The 22,020-nt window shown below is 46.3% G+C and carries 23 protein-coding genes; 18 read left to right on the top strand and 5 right to left on the bottom strand.

Going from position 1 to position 22,020, the window contains the following annotated elements; all coding sequences use genetic code 11:
* Nucleotides 1-37: 37 nt before the first annotated feature.
* Entirely contained in the window at nucleotides 38-178 is a 141-nt protein-coding gene (locus DCM90_RS10020; RefSeq protein ID WP_165815261.1) for a hypothetical protein, read from the bottom strand.
* Between the two features lie 176 nt (nucleotides 179-354).
* On the opposite strand from DCM90_RS10020, the gene DCM90_RS08680 reads away from it, so the two are divergent.
* Nucleotides 355-690: a magnetosome magnetite crystal formation protein family gene (locus DCM90_RS08680; protein WP_109250967.1), complete on the top strand. Its 336-nt coding sequence runs from the start codon at nucleotides 355-357 to the stop codon at nucleotides 688-690.
* Nucleotides 691-808: 118 nt separating this feature from the next.
* Here DCM90_RS08680 and DCM90_RS08685 read toward each other — a convergent pair whose 3' ends face one another.
* Together DCM90_RS08685 and DCM90_RS08690 are read right to left on the bottom strand one after the other, a co-directional pair.
* A complete protein-coding gene (locus DCM90_RS08685) occupies nucleotides 809-1,990 on the bottom strand; it encodes an MFS transporter (RefSeq protein WP_109250968.1) in 1,182 nt (393 codons plus the stop codon).
* A gap of 124 nt (nucleotides 1,991-2,114) precedes the next feature.
* Nucleotides 2,115-2,444: a hypothetical protein gene (locus DCM90_RS08690; protein ID WP_109250969.1), complete on the bottom strand. Its 330-nt coding sequence runs from the start codon at nucleotides 2,442-2,444 to the stop codon at nucleotides 2,115-2,117.
* Nucleotides 2,445-2,649: 205 nt separating this feature from the next.
* On the opposite strand from DCM90_RS08690, the gene DCM90_RS08695 reads away from it, so the two are divergent.
* From DCM90_RS08695 to DCM90_RS08705, 3 genes are all read left to right on the top strand, one after another.
* Nucleotides 2,650-4,392 (top strand): ABC transporter ATP-binding protein, encoded by a 1,743-nt coding sequence (locus tag DCM90_RS08695; protein WP_109250970.1) that lies wholly within the window; start codon nucleotides 2,650-2,652, stop codon nucleotides 4,390-4,392.
* Nucleotides 4,385-6,211: an ABC transporter ATP-binding protein gene (locus DCM90_RS08700; RefSeq protein WP_225366014.1), complete on the top strand. Its 1,827-nt coding sequence runs from the start codon at nucleotides 4,385-4,387 to the stop codon at nucleotides 6,209-6,211. Before DCM90_RS08695 ends, DCM90_RS08700 begins: the two co-directional genes overlap by 8 nt.
* Before the next feature lie 80 nt (nucleotides 6,212-6,291).
* Nucleotides 6,292-7,290 (top strand): serine hydrolase domain-containing protein, encoded by a 999-nt coding sequence (locus DCM90_RS08705; protein ID WP_225366015.1) that lies wholly within the window; start codon nucleotides 6,292-6,294, stop codon nucleotides 7,288-7,290.
* A 37-nt stretch (nucleotides 7,291-7,327) separates the two neighbouring features.
* Here the strand turns inward: DCM90_RS08705 and DCM90_RS08710 are convergent, their stop codons facing one another.
* Nucleotides 7,328-8,032, bottom strand: coding sequence for a type 1 glutamine amidotransferase (locus tag DCM90_RS08710; protein ID WP_109250973.1), 705 nt, complete (start codon nucleotides 8,030-8,032; stop codon nucleotides 7,328-7,330).
* Nucleotides 8,032-9,387 (bottom strand): Mur ligase family protein, encoded by a 1,356-nt coding sequence (locus DCM90_RS08715; RefSeq protein ID WP_109250974.1) that lies wholly within the window; start codon nucleotides 9,385-9,387, stop codon nucleotides 8,032-8,034. The genes DCM90_RS08710 and DCM90_RS08715 overlap by 1 nt, the downstream gene beginning before the upstream one ends.
* Nucleotides 9,388-9,610: 223 nt before the next feature.
* On the opposite strand from DCM90_RS08715, the gene DCM90_RS08720 reads away from it, so the two are divergent.
* The 14 genes from DCM90_RS08720 (at nucleotide 9,611) to DCM90_RS08785 (ending at nucleotide 21,942) form a co-directional block, all read left to right on the top strand.
* Nucleotides 9,611-10,207 (top strand): thymidine kinase, encoded by a 597-nt coding sequence (locus DCM90_RS08720; protein ID WP_109250975.1) that lies wholly within the window; start codon nucleotides 9,611-9,613, stop codon nucleotides 10,205-10,207.
* Entirely contained in the window at nucleotides 10,208-11,299 is a 1,092-nt protein-coding gene (gene prfA / locus DCM90_RS08725) for a peptide chain release factor 1 (RefSeq protein ID WP_109250976.1), read from the top strand.
* Between the two features lies 1 nt (nucleotide 11,300).
* The gene (prmC, locus tag DCM90_RS08730; protein ID WP_109250977.1) at nucleotides 11,301-12,140 is read left to right on the top strand and encodes a peptide chain release factor N(5)-glutamine methyltransferase; all 840 of its coding nucleotides are present in this window, start codon (nucleotides 11,301-11,303) and stop codon (nucleotides 12,138-12,140) included.
* A gap of 22 nt (nucleotides 12,141-12,162) precedes the next feature.
* Nucleotides 12,163-13,209, top strand: coding sequence for an L-threonylcarbamoyladenylate synthase (locus DCM90_RS08735; RefSeq protein ID WP_109250978.1), 1,047 nt, complete (start codon nucleotides 12,163-12,165; stop codon nucleotides 13,207-13,209).
* Nucleotides 13,210-13,229: 20 nt separating this feature from the next.
* The gene (gene glyA, locus DCM90_RS08740; RefSeq protein WP_109250979.1) at nucleotides 13,230-14,474 is read left to right on the top strand and encodes a serine hydroxymethyltransferase; all 1,245 of its coding nucleotides are present in this window, start codon (nucleotides 13,230-13,232) and stop codon (nucleotides 14,472-14,474) included.
* Between the two features lie 88 nt (nucleotides 14,475-14,562).
* A complete protein-coding gene (gene upp, locus DCM90_RS08745; protein WP_109250980.1) occupies nucleotides 14,563-15,192 on the top strand; it encodes a uracil phosphoribosyltransferase in 630 nt (209 codons plus the stop codon).
* A 264-nt stretch (nucleotides 15,193-15,456) separates the two neighbouring features.
* The gene (atpB, locus tag DCM90_RS08750) at nucleotides 15,457-16,167 is read left to right on the top strand and encodes a F0F1 ATP synthase subunit A (protein ID WP_191981034.1); all 711 of its coding nucleotides are present in this window, start codon (nucleotides 15,457-15,459) and stop codon (nucleotides 16,165-16,167) included.
* A gap of 59 nt (nucleotides 16,168-16,226) precedes the next feature.
* Complete coding sequence (gene atpE, locus DCM90_RS08755; RefSeq protein WP_109250981.1) at nucleotides 16,227-16,439, top strand: F0F1 ATP synthase subunit C; 213 nt, start codon at nucleotides 16,227-16,229, stop codon at nucleotides 16,437-16,439.
* Between the two features lie 44 nt (nucleotides 16,440-16,483).
* On the top strand, nucleotides 16,484-16,984 hold the full coding sequence (gene atpF / locus DCM90_RS08760; RefSeq protein WP_109250982.1) for a F0F1 ATP synthase subunit B: 501 nt from the start codon (nucleotides 16,484-16,486) through the stop codon (nucleotides 16,982-16,984).
* Between the two features lies 1 nt (nucleotide 16,985).
* Entirely contained in the window at nucleotides 16,986-17,534 is a 549-nt protein-coding gene (gene atpH, locus DCM90_RS08765) for an ATP synthase F1 subunit delta (protein ID WP_109250983.1), read from the top strand.
* A 30-nt stretch (nucleotides 17,535-17,564) separates the two neighbouring features.
* On the top strand, nucleotides 17,565-19,127 hold the full coding sequence (gene atpA / locus DCM90_RS08770; RefSeq protein ID WP_109250984.1) for a F0F1 ATP synthase subunit alpha: 1,563 nt from the start codon (nucleotides 17,565-17,567) through the stop codon (nucleotides 19,125-19,127).
* A 29-nt stretch (nucleotides 19,128-19,156) separates the two neighbouring features.
* Entirely contained in the window at nucleotides 19,157-20,059 is a 903-nt protein-coding gene (locus DCM90_RS08775; RefSeq protein WP_109250985.1) for a F0F1 ATP synthase subunit gamma, read from the top strand.
* A 37-nt stretch (nucleotides 20,060-20,096) separates the two neighbouring features.
* Nucleotides 20,097-21,509: a F0F1 ATP synthase subunit beta gene (gene atpD, locus DCM90_RS08780; RefSeq protein WP_191981036.1), complete on the top strand. Its 1,413-nt coding sequence runs from the start codon at nucleotides 20,097-20,099 to the stop codon at nucleotides 21,507-21,509.
* A gap of 13 nt (nucleotides 21,510-21,522) precedes the next feature.
* Nucleotides 21,523-21,942, top strand: a complete 420-nt coding sequence (locus tag DCM90_RS08785; RefSeq protein ID WP_109250987.1) for a F0F1 ATP synthase subunit epsilon — start codon at nucleotides 21,523-21,525, stop codon at nucleotides 21,940-21,942.
* Nucleotides 21,943-22,020: the final 78 nt, after the last annotated feature.

Here is a 22,020-nt window from a genome sequence, read left to right on the forward strand (position 1 = left end):
CTTTTTGCCTTGGTAATTTAAGTTAATGATGTAAGGGCTATTTTTCTTCGGCGTTATCTTCAAAGAATTCCTCTGGGTTTAGTGACTTGGTTAATTCCTGGTAGTGCGCCAAAATAGCTTTAAGTTCATCGGCATTTTTAATCCCATATTGCTTCATTACTTTTTCAACATCTGACATTGTGACTCCCCCTTAATATAAATTAGGCTTATTTTAGTCCTTTTTAACCCTAAACCCCATCATTTAGCTTCGGCTTGTTTCGGTGAGACCAGTTACCCGTTGGTTTTGCATATCAATTGTTCTTCACCTTAAATTTTGTTACGATACGCATACTAAATAAGAAGGAGTGAGGCACAATGAATTCATCTCAAAGAACGTTAAGCGGCTTGAGTTATATCAGTGTGGTGTTTGCCCCGATTATTTTTCCGATTATTATTTTGATTGCCAGTCAAACCCAGGAAGTTAAAGAGCATGCTAAACGGGCGCTGGGACTACACTTGGTTCCGGTTGCAATAACGTTAATTGGCCTAGCAATTGTGGGGTGGACGGGAAACGTCGCAGACTACTGGAGCACCGTCTCCACGACCGCATCCGTTATCTTTTTTATCGTTGTCTTAACGGATATTGGGTTCTACCTCTATAACTTGTATGCGGGTGTCAAAGTCATGGTTGCTCAACCCGCCCGGGCTTGATTGATGACCCAAAAGTTTAACGGGGCGATTCGGATTTCGCCTTAACACCTATTAAAAGCGCTACGGTTGCCTTAGGATGTTGTTCCTAGGAAAACCGGGGCGCTTTTTATTTCAGTGATTAAGCGTGTGAATGGTGGTCAAAGAAGAGGTCATAAACTGTGTTCCATGCGGCAATGATGAATAACAGGATTGCGGCCAATACGAGAATAAAGCTGGGTGAGTCATGACCTAGCATACTGGCAACGGTGTCCATCACGATGGGCGAAAGAAAGGCCCCTAGATTCATTCCGACAATCATCAGGCCACTGGAGACGGTTGTCGCTCCCTTAGGACCGTGAGATTGAGCCGCCATCATCAAGTAGGGGGTAATGACGAAACAGGCCCCCATGAGGCTAATGGCGACTGCCGTAACCCAAACGTTTTTGGAAAGCCCAATGGCGAGGGTCGTTAACCCAATCCCAAAGACTGCAATGGGGAGAATCCAATGCTTGAAGCGCTTATACAGGCGGCCATAAGCAACGCTCGCAATCATTCCAAACAGGGTCATGAGGCTAATCAAAACACTAGCGGTTGTCCCGTTTCCATAGTGTTCTGCCTCAACTAGCGTGGCCAGTTTGACGATGACGATGTAAAACGAAATATTCGTAAGAAAAATATACAGCGTATAACCGATGACCGACCAGTTAGTTTTGAGTTCGGTATTAGAGGTTTGCTGATTGCCTTGAGTGTTAGGAACGAGGAGCCCAAACATTAGAATTGCCAGCAGCGTAACCACATAAATCCAGTAGGCCTCATGCCACCCGAGTTTAAGGAGCAGGCCGGCAAGGGATGTTAACGCTGCTGAGCCTAAGTTGGCCACGGCATTTTCATATCCGTACATTGAAGATAATTCGTTACCCGAGTAATAGTACGCCATGAAGGTGTAAATCAATGGGTTAAATAGACCAATCCCAATCCCCAAGACAAACCGGGACGCTAAAATAAGTGGAAAACTGGATGTAAAAACGGGAACGATCCCACTCGCTAGCGTTAAAATCAATCCCACCATCACTGTTTTTTTATTTCCAATCCATTTGGCAATGACACCACTTAATAGAACGCAGATTAGAATGCCGAGGTTTGGAATGGTTGAAACGGTTTCAATCATACTCAGCGGTAGTTTTGAAAACGTCCGGCTCATTAACGGAATCGTACCGGCAACCGCTGGAGCAGCCTGAACCATTAAGGCCAATGATAAAATTGCAAATTTGAAGGTCCAACTATGAACGTTGGGCTGTTTAGCCTGATGTGACTGTTGCATATGAACTCCCCCTAAATCAATATTCTCTCGTCACTTACTATAGAATAGATGGTGGCAAAAGTGGTGAAATTGGTTTGGGGGGATATAAAAAGACCGGGTCCTAGGACTCAGTCTTTTATAAATGTTATTCAAATGATAGTTCAACGAAGTATTGGGCGTCTGGCATGACGTGGGACGTTGTAATCCACACTTCTTTATAGCCCGGCAGATCCGTATGGGTTTGATTGAAAAAGTAATCAAGCAGGGCGCCGTTCATTTCCACAAAGTCGTCGGTCATCCGGTTAACCATTAGATGGTTAGTGGGGAAGTAGATCTCGGAGTCTGCTACGGGAACGGAATCTGCAAATGTAAATGAAATCGCGTTTAAGTATTGTTCCGGTAAGACGTTGACTTGATCGGGATGTCGTTTTATAAAACTCAATACGTGATAGATGGAATCAGAATTGCTTGCCAAGGCGGGAATCTCCTTTCAAAGTCAGAGCCGTTTTCTGGTTTAAGGTTACCATATTATAAGGAAAACGCAACCAAGCTGAGAATGGAAGTCAGCGGACAAAAATGTTAGCTAGATTTACAATTTACCCGTTACAAACTAATTTCATGAGCGTATACTAGTCTATTATGCAGTTTATTTGGGATTAAAAGAAAGAAGGAATTTGCCAATGTGGCGTCTGGCCAAAAAGTATTTGGTTTGGTGGGCGGCCTTTCTCGCCTTCCTATTTATGTGCGGGCAGGTTGCATCGGATTTAGCGTTGCCGACGATTACCTCAAACATCATTAATAACGGGATTGCCAAAAACGATATCCATTATATTTGGGTATCGGGTGCTAAAATGCTGGTTATTTCGTTGTTGGGAGTTTTAGCGGCGGCAGGGAACGTTTATTTTGCCGCTACTCAGTCAATGTCGATGGGAAAAAGGATCCGGTCTGACATTTTCAAAAAGGTGACCTATTACTCCGATAAAGAAATGGAAACCATTGGGGATGCGTCACTGATTACGCGGACAACCAATGACGTAACTCAGATTCAAAACGTGATGGTTCAAATGCTTCGGATGATGCTAATGTCACCAATCATGCTGATCGGTGCCGGAATTTTGGCCTACAACAAAAGTCCCAAGCTGACTGAAGTTTTCTTGGTGGTGATTCCCGTACTCATTATCGTCGTTGGAATTGTAATGTACTTTGCGGTGCCACTATTTAAGAGTATGCAGGGAAAGATTGATAAGATTAATTTGATCTTCCGTGAAGGATTGACGGGGGTTCGGGTTATTCGGGCGTTCAATCAGGACTCGTACGAACAAGATCGGTTTGCTAAGGCCAACCGGGACTATACGGGAACCAGTATTAAGGCCTTTATGTGGGTCGCTTTTTTAATTCCAGTGATTACCTTTGTTATTAGTGCAACGAACATCGGAATTGTTTGGTTTGGTGCTAAATTGGTTTCAGCCCAAGCTATGGAGGTCGGGAACTTAGTGGCATTCATGACGTATGCCACCCAAATTCTCATTAGCTTTATGATGTTAGCCATGGTGTTTGTCTTTATTCCCCGGGCCCAAGCATCAGCCGTGCGGATTAATGAAGCGTTAGATCAAACCTCAGATATCGTTGATCCGGCCCAACCGGATGACACTGAAGCCCCAGCCGGGCAAAAGACATTGGAATTTGACCACGTTAACTTTCGGTATGCGGGGGCTGAAGAGCTCGCCTTAACGGATATTCATTTCCAGGGTCGAAGTGGTGATACGGTTGCCATTATTGGGGGAACGGGGTCTGGTAAGTCAACCTTAGTCAACCTCATTCCCCGGTTATACGATCCAGAGACCGGTTCCGTTTCGCTAAACGGGGTTAACTTAAAGCAGATGGACCAAACCACGCTGCACGATCGGGTGTCGATTACCCAGCAGAAGGCCGTGTTATTCTCGGGGACGGTCCGGAGTAACATGCTATTCGGAAAACCCGATGCTACGGATGACGAAATCTGGCACGCCTTAGAAGTGGCGCAAGCAGCTGAGTTTATCCGGGAGGACGACAAAGGACTCGATGCCGTTGTCGAACAAAACGGGGGCAACTTCTCTGGGGGTCAGCGGCAGCGATTGGCAATTGCCCGGACCATTTTAAAGTCGGCGGACGTTTACGTTTTTGATGACTCATTTTCAGCCCTAGACTTTAAGACGGATGCCTTACTTCGCCAACAGCTTGCTGAGGACGACCAAGTAAAACAGGGGATTGTCGTGATCGTGGCCCAACGGATTTCGACCGTGGCAGGCGCCGATCTTATCCTAGTAATGGATAACGGTAAGGTTGTTGGTCAGGGAACCCATGATGAGTTACTGGCGGATAACCCAACCTACCAAGATATTTACAATTCACAAATTCGGAAGGGGGATGACGTTGATGCGTAATGCAAATAAGATGACGAAGCCCCATAACTTCTGGAAAACAACGGGTCGATTATTCCGGTACATGAAGAAGTGGACCTGGGCGTTAATCTTAGTCTTTATCTTTGCCTTGGTTTCGGTTATTTTACAAATTGAAACGCCGAAGATCTTAGGAAAGGCAACGACCGAAATCTTTAAGGGGGTCATGGCCGGAAACGCTGAAATTAAGGCCGGTATCCACCTGACCCAACTGCCCCTCAACTTCGGCAAGATTGAACACATTGTGATTGTTGTTGCGGTCATGTACATCGTATCGGCGTTATTCAACGTCGTCCAGCAAGTCATCATGACGCAAATTTCACAGCGGGTCGTTTTCCAAATGCGCCGGGATTTTAAGGCTAAGATGGAGCGGTTGCCCATTTCATTTTATGATACCCATAACAACGGGGACGTGATGTCCCGGATGTCTAATGATATGGACAATATTGGCGGAACCTTAAACCAGAGTTTATCCCAGTTAGTGACGAGTTTCTTTACCTTCTTCGGGGTTTTATACATGATGCTAACCATTAGCGGTTGGCTAACGTTATTAGCCTTAATTACGGTCCCCTTAAGTTTGTTAGTTGTCGGGGTGGTTGCACCGCGGTCCCAAAAATTCTTTGGTAACCAGCAAAAACACCTGGGGTTAATGAACAATACGGTAGAAGAATCCTATGCGGGTCATAACATCATTAAGACGTTTAACCAAGAGAAAGAAACGATCGACAAGTTTGAGGCCAACAATGATGAATATTACAAGGCATCGTGGAAGGCCCAATTTGTTTCCAGTTTGATTTTCCCACTTATGAACTTCGTTAAGAACCTAGACTACTTGGCTGTGGCCGTGGTCGGGGGGATTGGGGTCGCTAACGGGACCATTACCTTAGGGAACGTTCAAGCGTTCCTACAGTACACCAACCAATTTTCACAACCGATTACGCAGCTGGCTAACTTGACGAATACCATTCAGGCAACGGTGGCCAGTGCCGAACGGATTTTTGCCATCTTAGACGAACCAGACATGGATGAGCAAACGGCTGATATTCCAGCGGTTGCTGATGATGCCAACCTGATCACGTTTGACCACGTTAACTTTAGTTATTCTGATGATCAATCCTTGATTACTGACTTTAACTTAGGGGTCAAGCGAGGCGAAATGGTGGCCATTGTTGGCCCAACCGGTGCAGGAAAGACCACGATCATTAACTTATTGGAACGTTTTTATGATATTAAGGGCGGTTCAATTCGGTATGAAGGTCAAGACACCAGGGATGGCACGCGGCCTGAACTACGGCGTCACTTTGCAATGGTACTTCAGGATACGTGGCTCTTCACCGGGACTATCTTTGATAACATTAAATACGGTCGGGAAGACGCAACAGAAGAGGACGTCTATGCGGCCGCTCGAGCAGCCCATGCGGATACCTTTATTCGGCAGCTGCCAGATGGTTATGACACCGTCCTAAATGAAGAAGCAACTAATATTTCTCAGGGCCAGCGTCAGTTATTAACGATCGCCCGGGCCTTCTTAGCGGATCCTGAAATTTTAATTTTAGATGAAGCAACGAGTTCGGTGGATACCCGGACAGAGATGTTAATTCAGCGGGCAATGGAAGAGTTGTTGGCGGGTCGGACAAGTTTCGTTGTCGCCCATCGTCTCTCAACCATCCAAAACGCACAAAACATTGTGGTAATGAACCATGGCTCAATTGTCGAAACGGGAAATCACGACCAGTTAATGGCCGCTAACGGTTTTTATGCCGATCTCTACAATTCACAATTTAGTAATGGTGAACTCGCCTAATTAAAAAGAATCCTGGCGCTTTAACCAGTTTGTGGTTAAATAGAGCTAGGATTCTTTTTTTGATGGAAGGAGGGGAACATTTGCAGGACCAACAAACCGTTCAAAAAATTCATCGGCTCGTTGACGACGGGACCGTCCCAGGAGTTAGCTGGGCAATGATTGACCATTCAACGGTCACGGCGGGCGTTTACGGAAATGAACAGCTGATCCCCACCGTTGCCCCTTTAATTGAGGGTGAAACGTATGACGTTGCGTCATTAACTAAGGTTATTGGCACGTTGTCCGTTATTTTACAACTTCTAGCTGGACATCAACTTGAATTAAACAATTCAGTACGTGAATTTATCCCCGAGTGGCAGCATCCTGAAGTGACTATCCGGCATCTCTTAACCCATACTTCGGGCATTACCGGGTATATTCCTAACCGTAACCAATTAAATGCCGCTGATTTGACGTCGGCGCTGCTTAAACTTGATGTGGGTGAAAACTTTGGGATAAAAATGGTGTACCAGGATGTGAATTATTTACTGCTTGGCTGGGTAGCTGAACGAATTCTTGGTTGGCCCATCCAACGGTTAATTCAAGAGCGGGTATTAACTCCACTGGGGATGACCGACAGTACATTTCACCCGGTATCTCCTGAACACTGCGTTCCCACTGAAAATTCCGCTACCCGGGGATTGCTGCGGGGGAGAGTCCATGATCCTAAGGCCGCTATTTTGGGCGAGCACTGTGGATCGGCGGGACTCTTTAGTACTAAGCGGGATCTGGTGACATTTTGCCGGGCTTATCTTAACCCCACTCAAGCAACGGGTGTCCTTCCCGTCGAATGGGTGACGGCACTCACACAGGATTGGACCCCCAATCAAGTGGGTCGCTCCTTAGGTTGGGCACTGTGGGAGTCGCAGCCTCAACCAGTTCTATGGCAGACCGGGTTTACGGGAACCGCGTTAGTTATAGATCCGGCAACTCAACGGGCTCTGGTGTTTTTATCCAATCGAATTCACCCGGATGCCCCTAATTTACCGTTTTTAGCAAGGCGGAATGACATTATTCAATCGTACATTGATGAAAAATAAAAGAAGCCGAGTCTGANNTCAGACTCGGCTTCTTTTATTAGAAGGTTGCGGGCGTCTCTAAAGCTTCCTGTGAGCTCAAGTCAGCGTTTGGGTACTTGCGCTTTAAGGCGTCTAATAGAATACGTTTTGCTAGTTCAGGGTTCCGCGTCAGAATCGGGCCGTGGAAGTAGGATCCGTAGACGTGTTTGTAAATCACACCTTCGGAGCCGTCTTCACCGTTGTTTCCGTGGCCTTCCTCAACGTTGCCGAGGGGACGTTCGTCCTCACCTAACCAGGTTAGTCCCTGGTGGTTTTCAAACCCGTGGTAGGTGACCCCCGTTTCCTGGTTTTTAATGACGATATCACCGATGAACCGATGATCTTCCTGCTTCGTTGTGTAGTGACTAAGGGCCCCGACGCCCTCTAGCCGCTCCCCGTTAGCTCCAATATAGTACTGGCCAAGGAGTTGGTAACCCCCACAGATGGCTAAGATCGGGCCACCGTCCTCAATGAAATCCGTCAACGCCTGTTTCTTATCCTGGATATCCTGAGAAACAATTTCCTGTTCAAAATCTTGGCCACCACCGAAGAAGGCTAAATCGTAGTCAGCTGCGTTAAAGTCGTCACCTAGACTGACAACTTGCACGTTCAGGTTGACATCCATCTGCTTGGCGTAGTAGTTCAGTGCCAAAATATTTCCTACGTCCCCGTAGGTATTCATTAAGTCACCATAAAGGTGAGCGACGTTTAAATCATAGGTCATTAATCGATACCTTCCTTTATATAACCCTTATCTGCTAATAATTTTCTAAATTGGATCATAGCCGTATAGGTAGCTAAAACGTAAATATGCTTGGTTGGTGCATTCGGAATGATATTATCCACAATTTTGGCTAAACTGGGTTCAACGGTATGTTTATCATCCGGAACACCGGCCACTTTCAGCCGGAAGGTGACGTCCTTATACCGCTCGCCTCCCGTCACGTAAAGGGGAATATGATTTAGCTTTGGCAGAAGTTCGTAGTCGCCATCCCAAATCCAGCTGGTATCAATCCCATCCGCATAGTTGGCGTTTAACAGATTGATAAAGGTAAACGGTTGGTTATCCGTGGCAATCATGTGGAGAACCTGATCCAAACCAACCGGATTCTTAACGAGAACGATGGTCACTTCCTTGCCGTCAACGTTGATGACCTCTTGCCGGCCAAAGACCCGCTGGTTGGAGTCAAACGCATGCCGAATGGCATCAGGTTTAATGCCAAAGAACCGACCAACGGAGTAGGCGGCCAGGGCGTTATAGATGTTGTACATGCCACCAATTTCAATTTTCATTTCGTTGCCGTCGACCTTGAAAGTCGAACTAGTCGGGGTTAACTCGCCAAGTTCGGTAACCTTATAGGTGAGCTCAGGTCGTTTATAGCCGCAGTTGGGGCAGAAATAGTCCCCAAGGTTAGCGTAGGAAATGTAATGGTAGTGCAGAATGTGTTGACAAACGGGACAGAGAACGCCATCCGTGTTTGGCCGGGCCTTAATCTCTTCAGACTCGTCGTGATCCTCAAAACCGTAGTAGAGAACTGGGTTCGGAAGGTCCTTGGAGTGGAAAATGGGGGCATCCCCATTGGCGATGATGGTGGCGTCAGGTGCCAATGCCACCCCATCTAAGATTTTTTGGTAGGTGGTATAAATTTCTCCATACCGGTCCATCTGATCCCGGAAGATATTGGTAAAGACAAATACCTTTGGGGTGAGGTACTGGGTAACTTTGATGACGTTAGCCTCGTCAACCTCTAAAACGGCAAGTGGTCGGCCGGTTTTGGGATTCTTAGCGTTTAAAAAGGTGGTGACAATCCCCTGTTCCATATTGGAACCGGTGGGATTGGTTAAAATCGTGTCGTATTTTTCATGTAGGACAGTCACGGTTAATGCAGTCGTGAGGGTCTTTCCGTTAGTACCGGTAATGACAACGACATCGTACTTGGCGCCGAGGGTTTTAAGCACGTTCGGATCTAATGCCAACGTGATTTTCCCGGGGAGGGAACTTCCCCCCTTTAAGAAGGTGTGTAAAAACCAGTAAGATGATCGCCCGGCAAAGGTGGCGACTCCGCTCCTAAATGACATGTCGTTCGCTCCTAACAAATAATTCAATCGGTAGTCTTTCTATTTATCAAGTCTTTATTCTACCATGTTTTACCGGAAACTGTTTGAATTCTCACTGATGTTCGGGGTGACTCATAGGAAAATTTAACTAAAAGTGGGGAAAGGGAGCGAAACGGTCTCGAATTTTAGTATGATATCAGCTATAATGGTACAGAAACTGTGTTTTGAAGGGATGACGTGGCGCATGGCACAACTGTTTTATACGTATGGTGCAATGAATAGCGGTAAAACCATGGAGATTTTAAAAGTTGCCCACAATTACGAAGAACAAGGCAAGCACGTGTTAATTTTAACGAGCGGACTTGATGATCGTAAGGGGGTTGGCGAAGTGGCAAGCCGAATTGGTGAATCACGAACGGCGGAACCAATTTTTGAAACAACGAATATTTATGATGAAGTTGCTCAAATGGGCCTAACCTGCAGCTGCGTTTTAATTGATGAAGCTCAGTTTCTGAAGAAGGAACACGTCCTGCAACTGGCTAAGATTGTGGATGAACTTCGGATTCCCGTCATGGCGTTTGGTCTAAAGAATGACTTTAGAAATGAGCTGTTTGAAGGCTCGAAGTACTTACTGCTCTACGCCGATAAGATTGAAGAAATGAAAACCATTTGCTGGTTCTGTGCTAAGAAGGCAATTATGAACCTCAGAATTCACGATGGACAACCCGTATACGAAGGGGAACAGGTACAAATAGGTGGAAACGAATCTTACTTCCCCGTCTGTCGCGAACATTATTTTAACCCACCATTGACGAGTGAAAGCGAGGACGTGAAAGACTAAATGGATAATATGTTTGATAAGCTTCAGGCCTTAGCAGACCGGTACGATGAACTGAATGAGATGCTGAGTGATCCTGAAGTCATCTCGGATTCCCAAAAGTTTCGTGAACTTTCGAAGGAGGAAGGCGAACTCCGGGAAACCGTTGAAAAATATAACGAGTATAAACGGGTAACAGAAGCGCTGTCTGATGATCAAGAAATGTTGCGTGACAAGCTTGATAGTGACATGGAAAGTATGGTCAAGGATGAAATTAGTGACCTAGAAAAGCAAAAGGCCACCCTGGAAGATGAAATCAAGATCCTGTTGATTCCCAAGGATCCTAACGATGATAAGAACATTATTATGGAAATTCATGGTGCTGCAGGGGGCGATGAAGCTAGCTTGTTTGCTGGCGACCTTTACACGATGTACACGAAGTATGCTGAACGACAGGGCTGGCAGGTTGAGATCATCGATGAAAACGCCACGGAAGTTGGGGGCTTTAAGGAAATTGTCCTCATGATTACGGGTGACAAGGTTTACTCGAAGCTGAAGTATGAAAATGGGGCCCACCGGGTTCAACGGGTTCCAGTGACTGAATCAGCCGGACGGGTGCATACTTCCACGGCAACCGTCGGGGTAATGCCCGAGGAAGAGGACGTTGATATTCAAATTGACCCTAAGGATGTTCGGGTCGACGTTTATCGGTCATCGGGTGCTGGGGGTCAACATATTAATAAGACGTCCTCCGCCGTCCGAATGACCCACTTGCCAACGGGAATTGTCGTTGCCATGCAGGATGAGCGGTCACAGCAGCAGAACCGGGCTAAGGCTGAAAAAATCCTGAAGGCGCGGATTTATGATTACTACAAGCAACAAGAGGAAGATGAATATAACGCTGAACGGAAATCAGCCGTCGGAACTGGGGACCGGTCTGAACGAATTCGAACCTATAATTATCCCCAGAACCGGGTCACGGATCACCGGATTGGGTTAACCCTGAATAAGTTGGACCGTATTATGAACGGGGAATTGGATGATGTCATTGACGCCCTCATTGTTTCCGATCAGGCCCGTAAGCTTGAAGAACTTCAAAACGCGGAAGAGCTTTAACATGACTATTTACCAATTATTAAGGTCTGCAGAGCAACGGTTAGAACTGGCGGGGGTTGATCCCTCCGGGGCGAAGCTGATTTTAACGACCATGATGGACTGGAACCTTACGGATTTACTCCTTCATTACCGGGATTTGGTGAGTGAGTCGGATGCCGAGCAATTTCGGCAATTTATTACCCGGGTCGAAAAAGGAGAGCCTGCTCAGTATATTCTGGGAACGGCTTCTTTTTTTGGCCGGGACTTTGGCGTCACCCAGGCAACGTTGATTCCCAGACCGGAAACGGAAGAGTTAGTGGAGTGGATACTTGCGGACCAAAATGTTTCCAACCTAACTGTTTTAGACGTTGGAACGGGTTCGGGAGTCATTGCAACGACCTTAGCTTTAGAACGCCCCAACTGGCAGGTGACAGCGACAGATATTTCCAACGACGCCCTAAAGGTTGCCAGTGAAAATGCCAATCGATTAGGGGCTCAGGTTACGTTTAAATCAGGGGACCTATTAGCACCGGTAGTGGGCCACCAGTTCGATGTCATTGTTTCAAACCCACCCTACATTGCGGATAGCGAGCGACCGGTGATGGATCGGTCAGTTTTGATGTATGAACCGCAGGGGGCCCTCTTTGCAAATCATGATGGATTAGAGTTTTATGAGCGATTTGCTCAGCAACTCCCAGAATATTTGACTACTGGTGGACTGTTTTACGCTGAAATCGGCTACCAGCAGGGTGCCGCCGTTCAAGAGATTTTTCAACGGGTGGTTCCAGCAGAAAATATTACTATTAAACAGGATATGGCACAGCACGACCGAATGGTTCGGGTGCAACTACCAAGGAATTAAAAGACGAAAAGAGGTCTTTTTAATGGAAACAAAAATTTTTACTACGGATGAAATCGCAATGGCTGCTACAGCGATTAATGCCGGTCAATTAGTGGCTTTTCCGACTGAAACGGTCTACGGGTTGGGGGCTGATGCAACCAATGAAGAGGCGGTTAAGCAGGTATACCTGGCCAAGGGTCGTCCTAGTGACAACCCGTTAATTGTTCACGTTGCAGATGAGGCAACGGTCGAAAAATACGCGGAGCCGCTATCAGACAAAGCCAAACAGCTGATTCAAATTTTTTGGCCCGGCCCGTTGACCCTGATTTTTAAGCTTCAGCCTAACGCCCTATCAAAGAGTGTCACGGGCGGCTTAGATACGGCTGCCTTTCGAAATCCCAAGAATGAGGCAACCCTTGAACTCATTCGGCAAGCCGGGGTGCCTCTCGTGGGGCCATCCGCGAATACCTCTGGCAAGCCGAGTCCAACGCTTGCAAAGCATGTTTATCATGATTTACAGGGAAAAATTGCGGGGATTCTTGATGATGGTCCAACGCAATACGGAGTCGAATCAACGGTTTTAGATATGTCAACGGATACGCCAACCATTCTGAGACCGGGAGCGGTCACAGAGGAACAGTTGACGGCGGTTATTGGTCCGGTAATTTCATCCCATCACCACGTGGGAAAGAATGAAGTCCCTAAGGCGCCAGGAATGAAGTACAAACACTATGCACCAAGCGCCCAAGTGTATATTGTTGATAGCCCGACAGATTGGCCCGTTATTCAAGAAACACTGCGGCAAAATCAAGTTCACGCCGGGATTTTAGCCACCAATGATGTCCTGACGATGAATGACTTTCCCGAGAACGTTGAACCCTTTAGTCTGGGCGAAGGAATTAACGGAGCCAGTCATGCACTGTTTGCTGGATTACGACACTTTGATTTAGAATCGGATGTCAAAGTAATCCTGGCCCAGGCATTTCCTGACGATCATTTAGGGGCAGCCTACATGAACCGACTGGATAAGTCAGCAGGGGGCGTCCATTTTAACGCCCAGCATCCCGAAACACTTAGTGAAGAACGTTAAGCCAGCGAGGAGGAATTCACATGGATTATGATTACAAAAAAAAGGACCCAGCCCTATGGTCAGCCATTGCCGATGAGGGCGCGCGCCAGCAGCATACCATTGAATTAATTGCGTCGGAAAATATCGTTTCGAATGCGGTTCGGGCCGCTCAGGGGTCCGTGTTAACGAATAAGTATGCGGAAGGCTACCCTGGTAAACGGTATTACGGTGGAACCCAGTACGTGGACGTTGTTGAAACGCTAGCCATTGACCGGGCAAAACAGTTATTTGGCGCTGAGTATGCTAACGTTCAACCCCATTCTGGATCACAAGCCAATCAGGCCGCGTACGCCGCCTTTTTAAAGCCGGGCGATACCATCTTAGGGATGGATTTATCCGCCGGGGGGCATTTAACGCACGGATCAAAAGTTAATTTTAGCGGAAAAATGTACCATTCGGCTTCCTACGGGTTAAACCCAGAAACGGAATTGCTGGATTACGCAGCAATTTTGACGGTTGCGAAGGAGGTTCAGCCCCAAATGATTGTGGCGGGGGCCTCTGCTTACTCCCAAGTCATTGACTGGCAAGCCTTTCGGGCCATTGCGGATGAAGTCGGTGCTTACTTAATGGTCGATATGGCCCATATTGCGGGTCTCGTTGCAACGGGACTGCATCCAAGTCCCGTTGGCATTGCCGACGTTGTAACCACTACCACCCACAAAACGTTGCGGGGGCCCCGGGGTGGCATGATTTTATCCCAGGAAAAATACGCCAAGAAACTCAATTCAGCCGTTTTTCCCGGAACCCAAGGCGGTCCGTTAGAGCAGGTGATCGCTGGGAAAGCTGCGGCATTTTTTGAGGATCTACAGCCCCAATTCGTGGAATACCAAGAACAGATCTTAGAAAACGCTCGAGCAATGGCTGACGTTTTTAATAATGGTCAAAACGTGAGGGTTGTTTCCGGCGGCACGGCTAACCATCTGATGACGCTAGACATCACGGACACCGGTTTAACTGGGAAGCAGGCCCAAGATCTTTTAGATGACGTGTTCATTACGGTGAATAAAGAGGCCATTCCAAATGAAACCAGAAGTCCCTTTCAAACTTCGGGAATTCGAATTGGAACCCCGGCCGTTACGACACGTGGCTTTTTAGCTGCCGATTGTCAGTTGGTTGCTAAGTTGATTGTGGACCTATTAAATGCGCCTGAAGATGAACTGGTGAAGGAGCGAGTTGCCCGTTCCGTACGGGAACTTACGGATCAGCATCCAATCGATGTGGACTAATAAGTTCTAGACAATTTTTTTGATTTTTATGCTGCATTGTGATGGCAAGATGGTACAATAATAAGAAATAAAAAGGAAGTGTCTTTTCATGGGGAAGTTTCAAGTTCTCGATCACCCATTAATTCAACACAAGCTCACCATTCTTCGTAACAAAAAAACGGGGACCAAGGCCTTTCGTGAAATTGCGAATGAAATTGCAAACTTGATGGCCTACGAAGTTACTCGTGATATGCCATTAGAGGATATTACGATCGAAACGCCAGTTACGAAAACTACCGCCAAGAAGTTAGCGGGGAAAAAGGTAGCGATTGTGCCAATTCTGCGGGCCGGAATCGGTATGGTTGATGGGATATTACAGCTAATTCCAGCCGCCAAGGTTGGGCATATCGGAATGTATCGGGATGAGGAAACGTTAGTCCCTCATGAATACTTCGTTAAACTGCCAGCGGATATTGATCAGCGTCAAGTGTTTGTCGTTGACCCAATGTTAGCAACCGGGGGCTCAGCAATTATGGCAATTGACGCCCTTAAAAAGCGGGGGGCAACGAACATTAAATTTGTTTGTTTGGTATCGGCTCCCGAAGGAATTAAAGCGTTACGGGAAGCCCACCCCGATATCGATGTGTACACCGCTGCCCTTGACGAAGGGTTAAACGAGGATGGTTACATCGTTCCTGGTTTAGGCGACGCAGGGGACCGGTTATTCGGAACCCGTTAATTTAATCGTATTCAGGGTTCTGACGGTGGTCGGAGCCTTTTTAGCAGGCTTGTGAAATTGGTTAATCCTGTTGATAGGAAGTTTCATTTTCCCCTTTGTTTTTTAGGTGTTTGGTGGTAATATTTGAATGTATTTGTTAGATGAGACATTTTGTGTCATCTGGAAGCACAAAGGGCAGTATGATAGGCTTTGGGTCCATTTACGTGGACCCAAAAGTTATGCTATGACATACCTGTCTGGTGTGATGAAAAGAGGTGATATTTTGTGGATGGTCAAGTTTCTACGTTTCAATTTCTAGGAATGACCTTTAATACCGCTAACATTGTATCGGGACTAGTCGTTTTCGTCATCTTAGTCGCTATTATGTTCCTCTGTTCCCGACATATTTCAATGAAGCCGGGGAAGGGGCAAAATTTCCTAGAGTGGTTAATTGATTTTACAAATGGAATCTTAAAGGGGTCGCTGCCTAATAACGAGGTTAACGCTTTCGGACTTTACGCCTTTGTCCTCTTTGCCTTTCTGTTTGTTTCCAACACGCTGGGGCTTTTCATACAAGTCTCTATGCATGGTGTGACCCTCGTACGTTCACCAACTTCAGATCCCATCGTGACGTTAACGTTTAGTTTGACAACGATGATGATCGCTCAGTTTGCTGGAGTCCGGAAACTTGGGTACAAACGGCATTTCGAAAACTACTTACATCCCTTTAAAATTTGGATTGTAATGAATGTTTTTGAACAATTTACAGACTTCCTGACGTTAGGTCTCCGTATTTTCGGGGTGGTTTTCTCAGGAGAAATGTTGTTGAAGGTGATTTACACCGATCTGGCCGCTAAAGGTGGCGCATGGTTGATTGCTGCGGTTCCGCTAGAAGTCATCTGGCAGGGATTCTCAGTTTTCCTAGGTGCTATCCAGGCCTTCGTGTTTGTTACCTTATCAACTGTCTACATTGCTAAGGGTCTCGGTGAAGAGTAACATCGCAACACAAAATTTTGGTAGTTATTTTTTGATAATTTAAGGAGGAAACAAACGTTATGGGAGCAATTGCAGCAGGTATCGCAATGTTCGGTGCAGCCCTTGGTGCTGGTATCGGTGATGGGTTAGTTATTTCTAAGATGCTTGAAGGTATGGTTCGTCAACCAGAATTATCCGGTGAATTACGGACCAACATGTTTATCGGGGTTGGGTTAGTTGAAGCCATGCCTATTATCGCCTTCGTTGTTGCTTTGATGGTTATGAACAAGTAAAACTATTTCAAAGTTTGATTAACAATAGAAGGAGGTGTCAATAGGTGCTCTCACATTTGGTTATTGGTCAGCTCTACTACGGTGATTCATTATTCTACATTGTCTGTTTCTTAATCTTGATGTGGTTGGTTAAGCTTATGGCTTGGAAACCAATCACAAAGATGATGCAGGATCGGTCAGATAAAATTTCTAACGATATTGATTCTGCTGAACAATCCCGGACAGAAGCTGCTAAATTAGCAAAGCAACGTCAAGCAGAACTTGACAAGTCACATGACGATGCATCCAATATCATTTCGGAAGCACGGTCGAACGGGCAAAAGGAACACGACAATATCGTTTCCCAAGCCCAAGAAGATGCTAACCGCGTTAAGGTCAACGCTCAAAAGGACATTGAGCAAGAACGGAAGGACGCTCTTGCCAACGCCAAAGACGATGTGGCAGATTTATCTATTGAGATTGCTTCTAAGATCATTCAGAAAGAATTAAGTGCTAACGATCAGAAGGCTTTAATTGATTCTTATATTGAAGGGTTGGGGAAGTAAAATGAGTAGTCTTGACACAGCAACGGTAGCAAAGCGCTACTCACGGGCACTTTTCGAAGTGTTATCTGAAAAAGATGAACTAACTTCAGGTGCGGCAGATTTACAAGCAATCCGCCAAATCTTTTTGAGTAACCCTAAACTAGGCTTGGCCTTAAGCGACAACAGTCTATCAGAATCTGATCGGAAGGCGTTACTCCAGCCAATGTTGGATAATGCATCCACTCAAACGGTCAAAAACTTTATTGAAATGGTTTTTGATTACGCTCGAATGACGGATATTGTTGCCATTATCGACCAGTTCGAAATATTGAACGATGAAGCAAACAAGACGGTTCATGCTGATATAACGTCAGCGGTTCCGTTGAGTGAAGAACAAGAACAGCGTATTTCTCAAGCATTTGCTAAACGAGTGGGTGCCAATAAAGTTATTCTGAATAGTACAGTCGATGCCGACATTCTTGGCGGTGTGGTCCTACAATCGTCAGGAGTGACTTATGACGGCAGTGTTAAGGCTAAACTTAACAAGATTCGCAGAATGCTTTTGAACTAACGACTTAGATTGTGAAGAGGTGACACTTTTATGAGCATTAAAGCTGAAGAAATCAGTGCTCTAATTAAACAACAATTAGAAAGCTATCAGGATGGGCTCGACGTCTCAGAGACGGGTACGGTTACCTATATTGGTGACGGGGTCGCCCGTGCTGATGGTTTGAACAATGCTTTGGAAGGTGAACTGCTTCAGTTCGAAGATGACAAAGGTACTTACGGAATGGCCCAAAACTTGGAGTCAAACGACGTCGGTATTGTTATCCTCGGTGACTTTACGCAGATCACTGAAGGGACCAAAGTAAAGCGGACAGGCCGGATCATGGAAGTTCCTGTTGGCGATGAATTAATTGGTCGGGTTGTTAATCCCCTAGGTCAGGCCATTGACGGTGGAACAGAAATTCATACCACAAAGACCCGTCCGATTGAGCATAAGGCCCCAGGGGTTATGGATCGTCAAAGTGTCGATGAACCCCTTCAAACCGGGATTAAGGCCATTGACGCCTTAGTTCCAATTGGCCGGGGTCAACGTGAATTAATCATTGGTGACCGTAAGACGGGTAAGACCAGTTTGGCGGTTGATACAATTATTAACCAAAAGGGTCAAGATGTGATTTGTATTTACGTTGCCATTGGTCAAAAGGATTCAACCGTTCGGGCTCAGGTGGATACCTTACAACAGTATGGTGCCATGGATTACACGATCGTTGTTTCTGCTGGGCCATCGGAACCCGCTCCATTACTTTACATCGCACCATATGCCGGTGCAGCGATGGGTGAAGAGTTCATGATGAACGGCAAGGCCGTATTAATTGTGTACGATGATCTTTCAAAGCAAGCGGATGCTTACCGTGAACTTTCCTTGATTCTTCGTCGGCCACCAGGTCGTGAAGCATATCCTGGTGATATCTTCTATACTCACTCCCGTCTGCTCGAACGGGCAGCTAAGTTGAGCGACAAACTTGGTGGGGGATCAATGACTGCCTTACCAATCATTGAGACGAAGGCTGGCGACGTTTCTGCTTATATTCCAACGAACGTTATTTCCATCACCGATGGGCAAATCTTCTTGGATGCAGATAGTTTCTACGCCGGGATTCGACCAGCCATTGATGCCGGAACTTCAGTTTCCCGTGTTGGTGGGGACGCTCAAATTAAGGCGATGAAGAAGGTTGCCGGGACGTTACGTCTTGATATTGCTGCATATAAGGAACTAGAATCATTTGCACAATTTGGTTCTGATTTGGATGCCGCCACTCAAGCCCGGCTGAACCGTGGGGCACGGACCATCGAAGTCTTGAAGCAGGGACTGCACGAATTACTTTCTGTTCAACAAGAAGTTGTGATTCTGTACGCCTTGACTCAGGGCCACTTAGACAAATTCCCAGTTGAAGACGTTTTACGTTATGAACATGAGTTATTTGCCTTTATGGATGCCTCATACAAACAAGTCGGTGATCAGATTGCTGAAACCGGGAACTTACCTTCAGACAGTTCATTAGACGATATGTTGAATGAATTTGATAAGAAGTTTGTGCCAACTAAGGACAGCAAAGCCGAAGAAGATGCGATTGACTCAGCAGATGCTGCTGAATAATACTTGTCAGGAAGGGATGGTGAGAGTTCATGGCTGAATCAATGCACGACGTTCAACGTCGGATTAACTCCACGAAGGCGACCCGCCAAATCACCTCTGCCATGCAGATGGTGTCATCGGCGAAATTGAATCAAATTCAACGTCAGGCAACGGGTTACCAGGAGTATGTTTCCAAGGTGAAAGCCGTAGTGATGCACCTGGCCAAGTCTCATCTGTTAGAAAACAATTCCTCAAGTAATTTGCAGTCGAATCGACCAGTTAAGAAAACAGCTTACATGGTCATTACCTCTGATCGTGGAATGGTTGGAAGCTATAACAGTAATGTTTTACGCGATACCAACCGCTTTATTGACGAGCACACCCCTAACCGCGATGACTACATGGTCTTAGCCATTGGGGGGACTGGCGCTGATTTTTACAAGCGTCAGGGGGTTAACGTTGCGTACGAATACCGTGGTGTTAGTGACGTTCCGACCTTTGATGAAGTTCGGGATATTGTTAAAACGGTGACAACAATGTACAGCAATGAAGTGTTTGATGAACTTTTTGTTTGTTACAATCACTTTGTGAACCGAATCAGTTCCAGTTTTCGGGCTGAAAAGATGCTTCCTGTTGATAGTGAAACCCTATCAACGGATGCGGCAAAGGAAACTAAGACGCATGAGTTGAACGCGATTTACGACTTAGACCCTTCTCCAGAAGAAGTCCTCTCGGTTGTACTGCCTCAATATGCTGAAAGTTTGGTCTATGGTGCTATTTTAGACGCAAAGACTGAAGAACATGCATCAAGCTCGAACGCCATGAAATCGGCTACTGATAATGCGGACGATTTGATTGGCGACTTACAATTGCACTATAACCGTGCACGTCAAGCTGCGATCACCACCGAGATTACTGAAATCACCGGTGGTCAAGAGGCAATAGGCAAATAATGACGGGAGGAATTAAAGCATAATGTCAGATAAAGTTATGGGTTCAGTGGCACAAGTTATCGGACCCGTTGTCGACGTTGAATTCCCGTTGAACGGTGAATTACCACAAATTAACGATGCCCTAAATATCCACAAGGATGACGGTAGTGTCCTCGTTGTTGAAGTTGCCCTCGAAATGGGAGACGGAATGATGCGGACGATCGCCATGGACGGTACGGATGGTTTACGGCGTGGAATGGAAGTTGAGAACACTGGTGCTCCAATTTCTGTTCCTGTTGGTGACGACACGTTAGGACGGGTATTTAACGTTCTCGGGGAACCAATCGATGATGGTCCTGCTTTTGGCCCAGATGCAGAACGGATGCCAATTCACCGTGATGCACCCGCATACTCAGAATTAAACCCAAGTACGGAAGTTTTGGAAACTGGGATCAAAGTGATTGATCTTTTGGAACCTTACATTCGAGGTGGTAAAGTTGGGTTGTTCGGTGGTGCCGGTGTTGGTAAGACCGTTTTAATTCAGGAATTGATTCATAATATCGCTCAGGGCCATAATGGTCTGTCCGTCTTTACCGGTGTTGGTGAACGGACCCGTGAAGGGAACGATATGTACTTTGAAATGAAGGGGTCAGGGGTTCTGGAAAAGACCGCCATGGTTTATGGTCAGATGAACGAACCTCCTGGTGCCCGGATGCGAGTTGCCTTGACCGGTTTAACGATTGCGGAATACTTCCGGGACGTTAAGGGGCAAGATGTGCTGCTCTTCATTGATAATATTTTCCGGTTTACTCAAGCTGGATCAGAAGTTTCTGCCTTACTTGGCCGGATTCCATCAGCCGTTGGTTACCAACCAACGTTAGCAACTGAAATGGGTCAGTTACAGGAACGGATTGTCTCAACGAAGAAGGCCGCTATTACATCTATTCAGGCCGTTTATGTGCCAGCCGATGATTATACCGACCCTGCACCAGCAACGACTTTCGCGCACTTGGATGCCACCACCAACTTGGAACGTTCGTTAACTCAAATCGGGATTTACCCAGCCGTTGATCCATTAGCCTCAACGTCAACTGCCTTAACCCCAACGATTGTGGGTGAAGAACATTATGACGTTGCAACTCGAGTTCAACACGTTTTGCAACGGTATCATGAATTGCAAGATATCATTTCAATCTTAGGGATGGACGAATTATCTGACGAAGAAAAGACCGTCGTTGGTCGGGCCCGTCGGATTCAATTCTTCCTTTCCCAACCTTTCTCAGTGGCCGAAAAGTTCACTGGTTTAGAGGGTCGTTACGTTAAGGTTGATGATACAGTTCGGAGTTTTAAGGATATTCTTGACGGTAAGTTTGATGACGTACCAGAAGATGCCTTCCGTAACTGTGGTGCTATCGAAGATGTTGTTGCAAAGGCCAACCAAATGAAGGCTGACGCTGCAGCAAACAAGTAGGGAGGGGTATTGATTGGCTGATAACAAGTCAGTATTAACCGTAAGCATCGTTACCCCTAGTGGAACGGTATACGAACATGATGCCGAGATGGTTGTGGTTACCACCCAGACCGGTGAATTGGGAATTATGCCTAACCACGCGCCGTTAATCGCTTCGCTTGAAGTTGATGAAGCACGGATCAAGTATGATGATCAGGAAGATGAAATCGCCGTTAACGGGGGCTTCATTGAATTTTCTAATAACGAAGCAAGTATCGTTGCCGACAGTGCTGAGAAGCAGGGCGACATCGATGTTGCACGGGCAGAACATGCTCGGGATCGTGCTCAAGCAGACATCAAGCGTGCCCAAAACGCACATGATGCTGATGAATTAGCACGGGCAAACGTTGCTTTGCGTCGGGCTATTAACCGAATTTCGGTTGCTAAGCATTAAGTATAATATGAGAAGGGCTGGCCTATGCCGGCCTTTTTTGTTTGGTTAAAAACCATAGTTAAGGTAAACTAGTGGCAA

It is taken from the genome of Levilactobacillus bambusae (assembly GCF_003124125.1).
Taxonomy (GTDB): Bacteria; Bacillota; Bacilli; order Lactobacillales; family Lactobacillaceae; genus Levilactobacillus; species Levilactobacillus bambusae.

Excerpts from the sequence above, each read along its gene's own strand:
- DCM90_RS10020 (WP_165815261.1), bottom strand. The coding sequence starts at position 178 with ATGTCAGATGTTGAAAAAGTAATGAAGCAATATGGGATTAAAAATGCC.
- DCM90_RS08680 (WP_109250967.1), top strand. The coding sequence starts at position 355 with ATGAATTCATCTCAAAGAACGTTAAGCGGCTTGAGTTATATCAGTGTG.
- DCM90_RS08685 (WP_109250968.1), bottom strand. The coding sequence starts at position 1,990 with ATGCAACAGTCACATCAGGCTAAACAGCCCAACGTTCATAGTTGGACC.
- DCM90_RS08695 (WP_109250970.1), top strand. The coding sequence starts at position 2,650 with ATGTGGCGTCTGGCCAAAAAGTATTTGGTTTGGTGGGCGGCCTTTCTC.
- DCM90_RS08700 (WP_225366014.1), top strand. The coding sequence starts at position 4,385 with ATGCGTAATGCAAATAAGATGACGAAGCCCCATAACTTCTGGAAAACA.
- DCM90_RS08710 (WP_109250973.1), bottom strand. The coding sequence starts at position 8,032 with ATGACCTATGATTTAAACGTCGCTCACCTTTATGGTGACTTAATGAAT.
- DCM90_RS08715 (WP_109250974.1), bottom strand. The coding sequence starts at position 9,387 with ATGTCATTTAGGAGCGGAGTCGCCACCTTTGCCGGGCGATCATCTTAC.
- DCM90_RS08720 (WP_109250975.1), top strand. The coding sequence starts at position 9,611 with ATGGCACAACTGTTTTATACGTATGGTGCAATGAATAGCGGTAAAACC.
- prfA (WP_109250976.1), top strand. The coding sequence starts at position 10,208 with ATGGATAATATGTTTGATAAGCTTCAGGCCTTAGCAGACCGGTACGAT.
- prmC (WP_109250977.1), top strand. The coding sequence starts at position 11,301 with ATGACTATTTACCAATTATTAAGGTCTGCAGAGCAACGGTTAGAACTG.
- DCM90_RS08735 (WP_109250978.1), top strand. The coding sequence starts at position 12,163 with ATGGAAACAAAAATTTTTACTACGGATGAAATCGCAATGGCTGCTACA.
- glyA (WP_109250979.1), top strand. The coding sequence starts at position 13,230 with ATGGATTATGATTACAAAAAAAAGGACCCAGCCCTATGGTCAGCCATT.
- upp (WP_109250980.1), top strand. The coding sequence starts at position 14,563 with ATGGGGAAGTTTCAAGTTCTCGATCACCCATTAATTCAACACAAGCTC.
- atpE (WP_109250981.1), top strand. The coding sequence starts at position 16,227 with ATGGGAGCAATTGCAGCAGGTATCGCAATGTTCGGTGCAGCCCTTGGT.
- atpH (WP_109250983.1), top strand. The coding sequence starts at position 16,986 with ATGAGTAGTCTTGACACAGCAACGGTAGCAAAGCGCTACTCACGGGCA.
- atpA (WP_109250984.1), top strand. The coding sequence starts at position 17,565 with ATGAGCATTAAAGCTGAAGAAATCAGTGCTCTAATTAAACAACAATTA.
- DCM90_RS08775 (WP_109250985.1), top strand. The coding sequence starts at position 19,157 with ATGGCTGAATCAATGCACGACGTTCAACGTCGGATTAACTCCACGAAG.
- atpD (WP_191981036.1), top strand. The coding sequence starts at position 20,097 with ATGGGTTCAGTGGCACAAGTTATCGGACCCGTTGTCGACGTTGAATTC.